Below are 13310 nucleotides of genomic sequence, written 5' to 3' on the forward strand. Positions count from 1 at the left end.
GACACGATGAAACCCGTCAACACACAACAAAACCGGCCGGCAACTGCGCCCGCACACCGGCTCCTTTCACCCCGCTGGGCCTTGGCCAGCCTTGCGCTCTCGACGCTGTTGGCCTCCCTTGGTGCCAGTGTGGCCGCAGTGGCACTGCCGACGCTGGCCGAGGCGCTCGGCGCCTCTTTCCAGCAGGTCCAATGGGTGGTGCTGGCCTATCTGCTGGCAATCACCTCGCTGATTGTCAGTGTCGGCCGCTTGGGAGACCTGATGGGCCGTCGCAAGCTGCTATTGCTCGGTATCGCCCTGTTCACCTTGGCATCGGCGGTATGCGGCCTGGCACCCTCGCTTTGGCTGCTGGTCGCAGGTCGGGCGCTGCAAGGCCTGGGTGCCGCCATCATGATGACGCTGACCCTTGCGCTGGTTGGCGAAACGGTCGATCAGGACAAAACCGGCAGCGCCATGGGACTGCTGGCAACGCTATCGGCAGTGGGCACGGCCCTCGGACCGTCCTTTGGCGGCATGTTGATCAGCGGGTTCGGTTGGCCGGCCTTGTTCCTGGTCAACATCCCCCTCGGCCTAATGACGCTAGGGCTGGCGTGGTACTCGCTACCCGTGCGCGAAGTGCCGCCAAAGCCCGAAGGCACCCGCTTCGATGTAACCGGTACAATGCTGCTGGCAATGACGCTCGCCGCCTATGCCTTGGCCATGACCTCCGGGCGCGGGAGCTTTGGCGGATTGAATATCGCATTGCTGCTCATCGCGCTCGTGGGCGGCGGACTGTTCATTCGAGCCCAGTCCCGGGCCGTATCGCCGCTGATTCCCTTGACCGTGTTTCGCGACAAGTCATTGGTATCGGGTCTGGCGACGAGCGCCCTGGTCGCGACGGTCATGATGGCGACGCTGCTGGTCGGGCCTTTTTACTTGTCCATCTCCCTCGGACTGCCGGCGGCCTTCGTAGGGCTGGTGCTGGCCGGGGGGCCGTCCGTCGCGGCGCTGGCCGGAGTGCCTGCCGGGCGCCTGGCGGATCGCTTCGGCGTGCAACCCATGCGGCTCGTCGGCCTGGCGGCCATGGTCCTCGGCTGCCTGATGCTGTCACTGGTTTCCCCTGTCCTTGGCACCGTTGGCTACCTCATGGCTATCGTGGTGACGACCCTCGGCTACGCATTCTTCCAGACGGCCAACAACACGGCGGTCATGGCCGATGTAGCGGCCCAGAGGCGAGGCGTCATCGCCGGGCTGCTCAATTTGTCGCGCAACCTGGGTTTTTTCACCGGAGCCTCCGTGCTCGGCGCAGTGTTTGCGGCTGCGGCGGTGACGAATGACATCACCCACGCCAGCCCCGCAGCCGTGACGAACGGTCTGCACATGACCTTCGCCGTCGCCCTGGCGATGATGATCCTGGCCCTGCTCATCGCCTGGAAAGGCCGCGTCCCGGAGCCATTGCCCAAGCCCCAGGACAACCCCGGCCAAGCGTGATGGCATTCTGAGCATTACTGCTTAAGTCGTGATGCAGATCAAAAAAAGTGAACCAATCGCAAAACGGACTGAAAAAATCCACGTGAGCTTCATTTTCAGGTGCTATTTTTAGTTCTCACTGGTAGAGCCATGATGGCTCTTCCTTCCTGACATGAGCAAAAGGAAGCGCTCGATTGAAGAAGGCGGGCAACACATGAATAAAGGATCTTTCAGCAAGGTTACGTTCCCCAACGCTTGCCAATTGATGCGCTGGCACTTCCATCCCATGGGATTCGAAGCGAGCATGGATGCCCCTGGCAGCATGGTTGCCAGGCTATTTGACCGTGCCAGCGGCGAGACCATGATCGCCATTGCCGGTATCCCCTGCGCGACCGTGATGAATGCGCCGGATGTGGAACGAATAATCGAGGCGGTGGAGGCCGAGCTGGAAGCCTTTGTGCCGCCGGTGGGGTTGCGCCGGTTTGCCTCCTGACAGGGAGTGATGCTGATCATTTAAAAGCTAGAAGCGGCGCCTTCCTTCTTGGGGAATGCGCCGCTTTTGGGTGGTCTCTGGATTGATCGGTGCGTGTACCCAGTTCTTCCGGTAACGGATATACACCCCAAACCCCATCCCACGCACAAAAACCTTATCCCTTACGAACGCGGCGATGGTCAGCAAAAAAGGGCTTGTCCCCTGCAATACGATCCGAAGCCTTGGGCCCATTGGCCGACTGGCCGTCCTGGCCATCGACGTACCAATAACAGTGCTGCACTGCGCGAGTGATGCCCACATACGCCAGGCGCAGGATTTCGTCCTTTTGCGCCGTGTCGTAGGCGGCGGTATCGCCGTCCTGACCCAATCCGGCCATTCGATAGACCTGATTCTTGTAGGGTGAACTGCTCAGGTGCTGGCAGTCACCCAACAGAAACACCGCATCGGCTTGCAGCCCCTTGGCGCTGTGATAAGTCATCTGCCTGAGTCGCCGTGCATCGTACGGCAACCTAGAATCCATATTAACTAGATGAGTAATATGCTTTTCTATCAATAGCTTATCGCTGCTTTTTCGATACAACATCAAGATCGAATCACCCTTGCGGTAATGCTCTTCCAGTCGCAGTGCCAACCCTTCGTCGTCTCGATCCAAAACGTTGACCGGACTCAGCGAACGAGCACTGCCACTGGCCTTGGCCTTTTTGCCAGGAATAGCCGTAGCGGCGCGCACGATGTGCTCGGCCGCATCAATGATGTATTGGTGGCTGCGGTAGTTGTCGGTGAGCATGGCCCGGGTCGTCGCCGGCGACGGGAACTGTTTGTTGAACGCCATGAAATAGCTCGGTGAACTGCCGCGCCAGCCGTAAATCGATTGCCAATCGTCCCCCACACACAACAAGGAAGAACGCTGGGCGCCACGCCCCACGTGCAGTGCGGGGCCACGGCTGCGGACTTCCCGAAGACTGGCTCGAAGCCAGGAGACGATCTGCGGTGATACATCTTGGAATTCGTCGATCATCAGGTGCGAAAGCGGCCTGAGCAATGCATCACCCAGCAACTTGAAGTTTTCCGGCGAGTGCTCGCTGAACAGCGCGAACATGCGGTTATAGGTCATGACCGGCGGCGATTGGTCGAGCAGATGGTCTTCGAATGCCCGCCAATAGCGACTCAAGGCTTCGAAGAAATACCGATCAGGGTCATCCTGGGCAAAGGACATCCGGCCCACGGCATCCGGGACATCCAGGCCCAGGTTCTCGATAAAGCCTGCCGCCGCGACAAAACAGTCCAGCAATGGCGCTGAGCCCAGCTCGCCCTTGACCTTGTAGTCGAACCCGGGCCCGGCGCTGGCATCGCCGGCCATCGACGCCAATACACGTTTTGATGCCTCATAACTTTCGAGCCAGATCAATGGCTTACGACAGAAAGCTTGAAACAAGGTGCGCTTTACGGCCCATTCCGCGCGGATGCTCAACTTGGCGCCCGGACGACTGAGCCGGGCGTCTTCCCGCGGATCGAACCCCAGTATCACCCAGGCATCCAGGGAAGGCGCGTAGCCATGGCAGTGGAACGTCGAACCATTGATTTCGAACGTTTGTCGTTTTGGCTCGATACCCTTGATCGGCCAGGCTCCGGCGCGCAACCACAGGTCTTCGACGGCATCGCACAACGCTTCGTCGCGCTGGGCTGCCAGCTCGGTCACGGCGACGCGCTTTTGCACATCAGGATGATCGCGTTCCAGTTCCTTGAGCTGCAGCGCGTGGCGGGACAACGGCAGGATCAGCTCACGGAACCGGGCGTCACGCTGGTAAAGGTTGTAATAACAGGCGTTGAGTTGCTGGCGCTGAGCGTCGTTGATGCGTAAATCAAAGGGATTGCCCTGGGCATCATCGTCACCCGCTTCGGCGCGATGACTCAGGGTCTCGAAGGCTTGAAGCCGTTCGAACCCGGGCAGGCTGCGGACCATGGGCAAGATGCGCGAATGGAATGTCCGCACCAGGTCACGGGCTTCCTTGAGGCTGACGGTTCGCCCCCACAGGGCAAACACTTCGATCAGTTTCTGGATGAAATCCTTGCGCGATTCGCGGGTAAACGTCACCACGGTCATCGAGTCCAGTTCAAAACCCAAGTAATGGGACAGCAGCACAATGCGCAGCACCAGGGTGGTGGACTTGCCCGCCCCGGCCCCGGCGACCACCGAGGTCGAGGGCGTGTCGCTGAAAATCATCTTCCATTGCGCGGCGCTCGGTTGCGCATGCGCCGGTAGCAATCGGGCGACATCCGCCTTGATGCGCTTCTTCAGCTCGGCGGTCAGCGGCAGCCGCCAGTCATCGAACAGCAGATCATCGACCTGCGGTGCCGGATGCTCCGTGCTGCGTGAGTCACGGATCAACAAGACCTGACGGCCCTCCTCGAGCCCTTCGGCTCGGCCTTCCTTGTAGCCATAGTCAAAGCCGGCGGTATGACCGCTGCGGAAACCGTCGGCCTGGCCATGCAACCAGGAGGCGCGATGCTGGGCTCGCAGGCGTGTCAGGCCATGGCCGAAGAATCGGGCGGCCAAGCGCTTGAACAACGGCATCTGGGCCAGGGATAAAAGCTCGGGGGGAAGATCGGGAGTGTGTTGCGCCACGCTGAGGACTCCGGTGTTCATGAACCATGAGGGCTATGGTGTCTGTATTTGCCGCCGGGTTCCACCCAAAAGCTTTTAAGTCATGGGTTTAGGCGATGAAGTGAAAGTTGGGTCGCGGTTTAATATCTAAATAGGCGATAGCTTTGACGCGTTTTTTACGCTTTTTATCGATGTTTTCCTCGACGAAAATAGCCTCATCAACCATCGCTTTCGCTACTCAGCGAAAAGGACACGAACATGCTCGAACTCAGGCCCTTCGCCACCTTGGGCGCAGCCAACCACGGCTGGTTGGATGCCCACCACCATTTTTCGTTCGCCGAGTACTACGACCCACAACGCATGAACTGGGGCAACTTGCGGGTCTGGAACGATGATGTCATTGCCCCCGGCAGCGGTTTTCCTCGACACCCGCATCGAGACATGGAAATCATCACCTATGTGCGCGAAGGTGCGATCAGCCACCAGGACAACCTGGGCAACAAGGGCCGTACAGAGGCTGGTGATGTACAGGTCATGAGCGCGGGCACCGGCATTGCCCATAGCGAATACAACCTGGAATCGACGGCCACGCGCATTTTCCAGATATGGATCATCCCCAACGAAGAAGGCCTGGCACCGTCATGGGGCGCCAAACCGTTTCCCAAGGACTCGCGCGAAGGCTTCGTGACCTTGGCCAGTGGCAAGGCCGGCGATGATCAAAGCCTGCGCATTCGCGCCGACGCACGACTGGTAGCGGCCAATCTCAAGGCGGGTGAAAGTGTCGAATACCGGCTGGACGCCGGACGTCGAGCTTATCTTGTACCGGCCACAGGATTGATAGAAATCAATGGGTTGCGCGCACAAGCTCGAGACGGTGTTGCGATTGAAGATGAACGGATATTGCGGGTGACCGCCATTGAAGACAGCGAAATCGTGCTCGTCGACCTCGCTTGATTGGTCTTGTGGTGAGGGGAATTTGTGTGGGAGCAAAGCTTGCTCGCGAAACGGCCTCGCTTTCAAGACCGCATCGTCTGGATCGCGGGCAAGCCTTGCTCCCACATAGTTGGGACAAGGCTTGCCGACGGTGTCACTTGCTGGCGATAGCCCCATCCACCAACGTTTGCGCCTCAGCCACCAATTGCTTGAGGTGCTCGTCGCCAATGAAGCTTTCGGCGTAGATCTTGTAGATATCCTCGGTCCCGGACGGGCGTGCCGCGAACCAGCCGTTTTCGGTCATGACCTTCAGGCCGCCAATGGCCTGGTCATTGCCCGGCGCATGACTGAGGATATTCTGGATCTTCTCCCCGGCCAGTTCGGTGGAGGCCACCTGATCGGGCGACAACTTGCTCAACAGCGCCTTCTGTTGCGGGCTGGCCTTGGCATCGACGCGTACCGAGAACGGTTCGCCCAGCTCGTCAGTCAACTCGCGGTAGGCCTGGCTCGGATCGCGACCGGTGCGCGCCGTCATTTCAGCGGCCAACAGCGCCGGGATCAGGCCGTCCTTGTCGGTACTCCAGACGCCGCCGTCCTTGCGCAGGAACGAAGCACCGGCACTTTCTTCACCACCAAAGCCCAGGGAACCGTCGAACAGGCCGTCGGCAAACCACTTGAAGCCCACCGGCACTTCATAGAGCCGTCGACCCAGGCGCTTGGCCACGCGATCGATAAGGCCGCTGCTGACCACCGTCTTGCCCACGGCGGCATCGGCGCGCCATTGCGGGCGATTCTGGAACAGGTAATCAATGGATACTGCCAGGTAGTTGTTCGGCGCCAACAGGCCACCGGAAGGGGTCACGATGCCATGGCGATCATGGTCCGGGTCGCAGGCAAAGGCCACGTCGAAGCGTTCCTTCAGGCCAATCAACCCTTGCATCGCGTGGCTGGAGGACGGGTCCATGCGGATCTGCCCGTCCCAGTCGACGGTCATGAAACGGAAAGTGGGATCCACGTGGGTGTTCACCACTTCCAGATCCAGGCGATAGTGCTCGGCAATGGCCGGCCAGTAGCGCACGCCTGCGCCACCCAATGGATCGACGCCCAAATGCAGCCCGACAGAGCGGATGGCGTCGAAATCGATGACGTTGATCAGGTCCGCCACGTAGGTGTTGACGTAGTCATGACGGTGAGTGGTGTCGGCCTTCAGGGCTTGCTCGTAGCTGACGCGCTTGACGCCGACGAGCTGGTTGGCCAGCAGTTCATTGGCCTTGGCTTCAATCCATTTGGTGATGTGGGTATCGGCCGGGCCGCCGTTGGTGGGGTTGTACTTGTAGCCACCACTTTGCGGCGGGTTGTGGGACGGTGTGATGACGATACCGTCCGCCAGCCCCGAGGTGCGGCCGCGGTTGTAGCAGAGAATGGCGTGGGAAACGGCCGGTGTCGGGGTGTACTCATCGCCCTCCGCGATCATGACGGTGACGCCATTGGCCGCGAAGACTTCCAGCGCGCTGGCACCTGCCGGGGTCGACAACGCGTGGGTGTCGATACCGATAAACAGTGGCCCGTTGATGCCCTGGGCTTCGCGGTACAGGCAGATCGCCTGGCTGATGGCCAATACGTGCCACTCGTTGAAGCCCAGGTCGAAGGAACTGCCACGGTGCCCGGAGGTGCCAAACGCCACGCGCTGGGTCGCAACCGAGGCATCGGGGCGGCCGGTATAGTAGGCCGTCACCAGTCGCGGGATATCGATCAACAACTCTGCCGGTGCCGGCTTGCCCGCAAATGGACTGACTGTCATGCAAAACCTCTGAGTGGAGTGGCTCGGTAAATGGGTGCAGTTTACTGACAGTTCGACCATGGCGCGATGGGTTCGATCCATTGCCGCCGATTACGCTTGTTCGAGCCTCAAGGCATCTGCCAGTGCGCAGAGCGCAGCGTCCATGTCCTGTGGCCCGTTCAGGGCATGGGTCAGGCGCAGATGTTGTTCATACAGGCCCTGCAGGCTGAACAGTTCCCCCGGCGCGATGACGATTCGCTGGGCAAGCAGCCGATGGAAAACCCGCCGCAAGTCGACCCGTCGCGTCGACTGCATCCAGATCGTTGCACCGCCTTGGGGTTCTGCCCATTGCAGGCTGTCCCCCAGTCGCTCGCGCAGCAGTTGTGTGGTCGAAACCGCACTTTCGCGCAGCAGGCGACGCAACACCAGCAAGTGCTGGTCAATCCGACCGTTGCTGTACAGCCGGGCGATGGCTTTCTGGCGAATTGGCGACAAGCGATACGCACGCAGCAGGAAATGTCGCTGCAGGTGCAGGGTCAACTGGCGCGACAACACGTAGCCATACGGCGCCTCCGACCCGATGGTTTTTTCGAACGTCGAATAGACGATCAGCCGGTCCGGGTCGAGCAAGTCTCGAAAAGGCGTCACCGGCGCCTCGAACGCCAGGTCCGTATGGCTGTCGTTCTCCAGCACCCAGGTGCCGTGCCGCTCCAGCAAATGAGCGATGGTGCGACGGTTCTCTTCAGGAACGAGCGTGCCCCTGGGCATGCTCAAGACTGACGACAGCACCACCAGGCGCACCGTTTCGCTCAGCAGCAGGTGTTCCAACTGCTCGACATTGATTTCCCCACCCGCCAGTAGCGGCAACTCGATGACGCGAACCTCCGCCGCCTGCAGCAGGCGCAACACCGTCCAATCGCAGGGTGATTCGATCAGCACCACGGCGTCCCTGAGGGCCAGCACCGCGATCAGGATCTCCAGGACGCCCCGCAGGTCGGCGCCAATGTAGACGTCATCGGCATTCCAGCAGCGGGCCGGCGAAGAGGTGTAGCGGGCAGCCAGCGCGTTGCGAAGCTCCAGCTCGCCCCAGGGTTGCGAGGGTGTCTGCGACGAGCGTGGGTACTGGCGCAGCAGTTCGCGTTCGAGCAACAACAGCGGGCTGTCCAATGGCTGCATCGACGCTGGTTCGTCCGCACTGAGCACCTGCATGCCTGGCCGTCGGGCGTTGACGTACAGGGTCTCGAGTAAATCGTCACCGCCGTCCAGGGTAGCCATGCTGGGCGCGGGTAGCGCGTAGTAACCGGACTTGGCGATCGAGTAGACCCGCCCTTCCTTTTCCAGCAGCGAATAAGCGTACTGGATAGTCGATATCGACACGTTCAGACGTTCGGCCAGTTGCCGCAGCGACGGCAGGCGAACCCGCGCATCCACCTCCAGCTCATTGATCAGCGTGGTCAGGTATCGATAAACCGCCTGGTAGGCGAAATCTGTCTCCCGGCAGCCTTTCATCGGCTCAGGCCAGGAGCACGGGGCGTCGCCAGCCCGGTCGCAACGCCGGTGGTAACGACTGAAAACGAGGTAGATGAGTCCTTCAAACCCCGTTCCTCAATGCCTTGCCGAGCGTTCGTGCAGCCCATCGACAGCCGGTTCGGCTTCTGCCGTGTCGACGTCGTCAATGGCCTGTTGCAGATCGCCTCCCGGGGCCATTTCCGGTTGTTCCGGCAGGAAGGCACTCGCCCGATACAGCTTGCCAAGGATGTCGATGGGCAGGCCGCTGACATCGACCATCCACTGCGCTATCTGATCGGCGACGGTCGCGCCCTGCATGGCCTTGTGCAGGTCCGGCATCGCCACCAGCATGCCCGGGTGGCAGCAACGCAGGAAATGTTCAAGGCCCGCGCCCTGCCCCACGAAGGGCGCGAACAGCATGCACACCAGTTGCGTTTCGCTGAGCCCCAGGATCTTTTGCGCCTCAAGGGCGGCGTAGGCGCGACGCTCGGGAATCGACGAGGGCGAGCCGAACAGCGCCCGAGCCTGTTCGCAGGCGTGTTCCGGGAGTTGCTTGCGGTGCATGATCATGATCGCCCGCTGCGCGTAGTCACCGTAGCCCGTTTCATAGCTGCGTCCGTGCAGGTAGCACGCCTGCAGGCCGTGCAAATGAGCCGAGAGCAGCGGGCTGATGTATTCGTTTTCGGGCGCCGATGGGACAAGGCCCTCGGTCTGCACCCGCAGGAACTCGTTGAAGAGCGGCCAGTTGGTTCCCTCCGAACGAACGACGATCAGGTCGTCGATGCCGACGTGGCCCACTCGCCGGCAGGCCTCGAAATGGCCCTCGGGCCGCCATGCATCGAGGCGATCCGGCCCATAGAAATGCCGGTAGACATCACCGCCCAGGGTATCGAGATGGGCAAAGAGGTTGTCGAAACCGCAGGCGTGCTCGGTCAGCAGGCCGATCTTGCGAGTCGCGCGGCGCAGGCCCGATATGAATTGTTTTTGCTGGCGCGGCGTATCGCTGCTGACCAACGAATCCACGCCCGACTCCCAGCGGGCCATGTGCCGGTAGAACTCGGCCATCGCCAGGTAACCATCGTCCCCAACCTCCAGGGGGCTGTCGGTCGCACGAAGGTGCCCCAGGACCAACAGGTCCATTCGATTGGCTTCGTGCCCCGCCACCGACAAGGGCTGCCGGTGATTGAAAGGCAACACCTCGCGGTTATCCGCCATCAGCAATTCGACCCGGGGGTCATCGTAGACAAACAGCGCGCTGTAGCAGCGGTGGATATTCTCCAGCGTCGCCTGGGTGGTCTCGCTCAAGCGTGGCGTGGCAACGCGCAAGGAGAAAGTCACCGGATGCCGCCCGGCGATACTCAGCTGTGCGGCCCGCAAGGCGGTCAGCACATAGAAACTCTCCCTGCTCCCGTTCTGGACCGTCAACACCCGATAATCGCCGATCCGGTCGATGCCTCCGGCGGCGACAATTAAACGCTGGATCAAGAGCTGCAACGCGGTACGTTCTGCCCGGGTATAAAAACCCGACAGTCGTTGCAGTATCTGTTGATACACGTGAGTCATTGCCTGCTCATGAATTGCACTCATAGCCATTTACCTGGAAATTCAACTATCGGCGTCGCACCCGCACCAACGTGACTGCGCGACGTGTTGGTCTAGATGGGTTGTTCTCGTACTCAAAGAGTATTAGCAATACGCTCAAGCGTTGCTTGTCGTAATTATTTGAAACATATGCTGGGAGTCGACCTTCGTTTTTTCGGTCCTGCGCCCATGGCCGCTAAAACCGGGGCTCTCAGCGACCGGCCGACACGTCCTAGGAGATTTCCGACAACGTCCCACAGATAATGAGTACGAGAAATAAAGAACTTGCCGAACTTTAATTGATGCTCTATCCCGCCCTGCTTTCCCCAGGATCGATAGATAGCACCGCACCCATTAATATTCGTTGCCTTTTGAACATGCCCTGAAGGATGAAGACCTTCGAAAAAGTTATACCGCACCACGACTTCTTCCTTGATATGGAAATCAGCGTTCAATTATCAAGACTTAAACAATGATTAGAAGATACAGATTGAGGGCAAAAACCAGTTCAGATGTTGGTCGGCAGACCGTTTCAGTCTTGAGCGAACCGGGACAGGCCATTCAAGGCGCGAAAGGCGAGGTACGAACGCAGCACCGCCAGGCAGGAGGTGCCGTAGGAAAGGATGGGGGTCAGGACGAAGGCAGCGCAAGAGCCCGAGCGATGACTCTTGCGCAAGACAGGGGTCAGGCCGGGTCGACGACCTGAAGGGCAACACGTTCACGGCAAGGGCATTCGCCCATGTAACGGTGAGCCTCGACAAACTCGGAGAACGGGAAGACCCGAGTCTTGAGTGGCAACAGCACACGGTCGGCGGTCAGTTGATTGATATCGCGCAGTGCTCGTTGCAAGGCCACCTGGTCCTGGAGAATGCCCAGTTCCGGCTTGCCAGTGAAATTGCCGATGCAGTGCACAAAGAACTGAATGTTCTTCTGGAACGCCGCGCAGGCTGGAAACGGCGTCTGGTTGCCGCCCTGCAAGCCATATAGCACCAGGCTGCCACGCGGTGCCAGCACATCACCCAGCAGCGACATCTGCGGCCCGCCGAGGCCGTCGAAGACCACATCGACACCACGGTTATCGGTGAGCTTGTTGATTTGCATCAGCAAGTCCTGCTCTTCGGTGACGATGACCTTCTCGGCGCCCAGCGACAACAGGTACTCACGCTCGTCAGCCGTCTTGGTGGCCGCGATCACCCGCACACCCAAGGCCTTGCCCAGTTGTACGAAGGAAGGACCGGCGCAATGACTGGCATCGGTGACCAGGGCGAATTGCCCCGGTTTGACCCGTGCCAGGTCCATGTAGGCGAAATAGGCGATCAGCAGCGGCGTGTAATGCACGGCGGCTTCGATCGGGCTGAGCACGTCGGGATAACGGGTCAGTGCGGTGCGTGGCAGTACGATGACCTCACCGTACACCGGATAATCGTTCGGGCTCTCGGCCGGGAAGCTGGCGACCTTGTCGCCCACGGCCAAGTCATCGACGCCATCACCTACGGCCGTTACCACGCCGGCCATTTCATGGCCCAGGCCCGAAGGCAGGCGCGCCTGGGAGGACGCCAGGTTCTGGCGCCACAAAGTGTCGTACCAACTGATGCCGATCGCTTCGACGCGGACCTGCACTTCTCCTGGCGCAGGAAGAGCCGCCGCATGCTCTTCGCATTTGAGCACCTCGGCACCACCAAACTTGTGAAAACGGATCGTGCGGGACATCGCAAACCTCGTCAAAGTAACCTCTAATGCCATGAACTCTATCCGGGCTTTGTACCCAAGACCATCAGTGGCTATTAATAGTCGACATGCCTGTCATTGATTCCGCAGCAAGAAAAACCAACCAATCCTGTAAGACCTGACCTAAGAAAACTCAATTAGCCGGTGCAGAGTACCAGCCTTTCCCCGTAAGATTCATGCCGGCCATTGTTCCCATATGGCCGCTCACGTCAAGCTTGCCGAATCTGCCAGGACCCCAGATGAATCGTAATGACCTGCGGCGTGTCGATCTGAATCTGTTGATCGTGTTCGAAACATTGATGCATGAACGCAGTGTGACTCGCGCGGCCGAGAAATTGTTCCTGGGCCAACCAGCCATCAGCGCCGCGCTGTCGCGCCTGCGCAGCCTGTTCGATGACCCGTTGTTCGTGCGTACCGGCCGCAGCATGGAGCCTTCGGCCCGGGCGGTCGAGATCTTCGCCCTGCTCTCCCCGGCCCTGGATTCGATTTCCACGGCGGTCAGCCGTGCCGCGGAGTTCGACCCGGCCACCAGCACCTCGGTGTTTCGCATCGGCCTGTCGGACGACGCCGAATTCGCCCTGCTGCCGATGCTGCTCAAGCGCCTGCGGGCCGAAGCGCCAGGCATCGTGCTGGTGGTGCGCCGGGTCAACTACATTCTGATGCCGGGATTGCTGGCGTCCGGTGAAATCTCCATTGGTGTCAGCTACACCGACGACCTGCCGGCCAACGCCAAGCGCAAGGTCTTGCGGCGCAGCATGCCCAAGGTATTGCGGGCCGACACCGCGCCGGGACGCCTGACCCTGGACGAATTCTGCGCGCGTCCCCACGCCCTGGTGTCTTTCGCGGGTGACTTGAGCGGCTTCATCGATGAAGAACTGGCGAAACTCGACCGCAAGCGCCACGTGGTGCTGGCCGTGCCGCAATTCAACGGCCTGAGCACCTTGCTGGCCGGCACCGACATCATCGCCACCGTGCCCGACTACACTGCCGACGCGCTGACCGCCGCCGGCGGTGTCCGCGCCGAAGATCCCCCCATACCGGTGCGCAGCTTCGAGCTGCACATGGCTTGGCGCGGATCTCAGGATAACGATCCTGGGGAGCGTTGGTTGCGGTCGCGGATTCAGATGTTTTTTGGCGATCCTGAGAGTCTTTAGGCGTTGTCGGGCAGGCTGTTGATGAGGATAACTCCGACCGGACTCTCTGCGAGTCGCTATACCGGTCTGAGAATTGCC

At 60.3% G+C, this 13310-nt stretch carries 10 protein-coding genes; 4 read left to right on the forward strand and 6 right to left on the reverse strand.

Features of this window, described 5'->3' with window-relative positions; all coding sequences use genetic code 11:
- The first annotated feature begins 6 nt into the window (after positions 1 to 6).
- A complete protein-coding gene (locus KI237_RS15210; RefSeq protein WP_212795935.1) occupies positions 7 to 1470 on the forward strand; it encodes an MFS transporter in 1464 nt (487 codons plus the stop codon).
- 193 nt (positions 1471 to 1663) lie between these two features.
- Positions 1664 to 1942: a DUF1652 domain-containing protein gene (locus tag KI237_RS15215; RefSeq protein WP_003201764.1), complete on the forward strand. Its 279-nt coding sequence runs from the start codon at positions 1664 to 1666 to the stop codon at positions 1940 to 1942.
- A gap of 154 nt (positions 1943 to 2096) precedes the next feature.
- Here the strand turns inward: KI237_RS15215 and KI237_RS15220 are convergent, their stop codons facing one another.
- On the reverse strand, positions 2097 to 4568 hold the full coding sequence (locus tag KI237_RS15220) for a UvrD-helicase domain-containing protein (protein ID WP_212795936.1): 2472 nt from the start codon (positions 4566 to 4568) through the stop codon (positions 2097 to 2099).
- A gap of 237 nt (positions 4569 to 4805) precedes the next feature.
- On the opposite strand from KI237_RS15220, the gene KI237_RS15225 reads away from it, so the two are divergent.
- The gene (locus tag KI237_RS15225; RefSeq protein WP_212795937.1) at positions 4806 to 5501 is read left to right on the forward strand and encodes a pirin family protein; all 696 of its coding nucleotides are present in this window, start codon (positions 4806 to 4808) and stop codon (positions 5499 to 5501) included.
- Positions 5502 to 5634: 133 nt separating this feature from the next.
- Here the strand turns inward: KI237_RS15225 and pgm are convergent, their stop codons facing one another.
- The 5 genes from pgm to KI237_RS15250 form a co-directional block, all read right to left on the reverse strand.
- On the reverse strand, positions 5635 to 7281 hold the full coding sequence (gene pgm, locus KI237_RS15230; RefSeq protein WP_212795938.1) for a phosphoglucomutase (alpha-D-glucose-1,6-bisphosphate-dependent): 1647 nt from the start codon (positions 7279 to 7281) through the stop codon (positions 5635 to 5637).
- A gap of 90 nt (positions 7282 to 7371) precedes the next feature.
- Positions 7372 to 8769 (reverse strand): aminotransferase-like domain-containing protein, encoded by a 1398-nt coding sequence (locus tag KI237_RS15235; RefSeq protein WP_212795939.1) that lies wholly within the window; start codon positions 8767 to 8769, stop codon positions 7372 to 7374.
- Positions 8770 to 8865: 96 nt separating this feature from the next.
- A complete protein-coding gene (locus KI237_RS15240) occupies positions 8866 to 10356 on the reverse strand; it encodes a hypothetical protein (protein WP_212795940.1) in 1491 nt (496 codons plus the stop codon).
- A 526-nt stretch (positions 10357 to 10882) separates the two neighbouring features.
- Positions 10883 to 11026 carry a hypothetical protein gene (locus KI237_RS15245; RefSeq protein WP_212795941.1) on the reverse strand — a complete coding sequence of 48 codons (144 nt, stop codon included), beginning with the start codon at positions 11024 to 11026 and terminating at the stop codon, positions 10883 to 10885.
- Positions 11027 to 11034: 8 nt separating this feature from the next.
- Positions 11035 to 12060, reverse strand: coding sequence for a zinc-dependent alcohol dehydrogenase family protein (locus KI237_RS15250; protein WP_003202189.1), 1026 nt, complete (start codon positions 12058 to 12060; stop codon positions 11035 to 11037).
- A gap of 257 nt (positions 12061 to 12317) precedes the next feature.
- On the opposite strand from KI237_RS15250, the gene KI237_RS15255 reads away from it, so the two are divergent.
- Positions 12318 to 13232 carry a LysR family transcriptional regulator gene (locus KI237_RS15255; RefSeq protein ID WP_225917577.1) on the forward strand — a complete coding sequence of 305 codons (915 nt, stop codon included), beginning with the start codon at positions 12318 to 12320 and terminating at the stop codon, positions 13230 to 13232.
- Positions 13233 to 13310 lie beyond the last annotated feature (78 nt).

The organism is Pseudomonas sp. St316, assembly GCF_018325905.1.
Lineage (GTDB): Bacteria > Pseudomonadota > Gammaproteobacteria > Pseudomonadales > Pseudomonadaceae > Aquipseudomonas.

Coding starts and splice junctions, on each gene's coding strand:
- KI237_RS15210 (WP_212795935.1), top strand. CDS start 7: ATGAAACCCGTCAACACACAACAAAACCGGCCGGCAACTGCGCCCGCA.
- KI237_RS15215 (WP_003201764.1), top strand. CDS start 1,664: ATGAATAAAGGATCTTTCAGCAAGGTTACGTTCCCCAACGCTTGCCAA.
- KI237_RS15225 (WP_212795937.1), top strand. CDS start 4,806: ATGCTCGAACTCAGGCCCTTCGCCACCTTGGGCGCAGCCAACCACGGC.
- pgm (WP_212795938.1), bottom strand. CDS start 7,281: ATGACAGTCAGTCCATTTGCGGGCAAGCCGGCACCGGCAGAGTTGTTG.
- KI237_RS15235 (WP_212795939.1), bottom strand. CDS start 8,769: ATGAAAGGCTGCCGGGAGACAGATTTCGCCTACCAGGCGGTTTATCGA.
- KI237_RS15240 (WP_212795940.1), bottom strand. CDS start 10,356: ATGAGTGCAATTCATGAGCAGGCAATGACTCACGTGTATCAACAGATA.
- KI237_RS15250 (WP_003202189.1), bottom strand. CDS start 12,060: ATGTCCCGCACGATCCGTTTTCACAAGTTTGGTGGTGCCGAGGTGCTC.
- KI237_RS15255 (WP_225917577.1), top strand. CDS start 12,318: ATGAATCGTAATGACCTGCGGCGTGTCGATCTGAATCTGTTGATCGTG.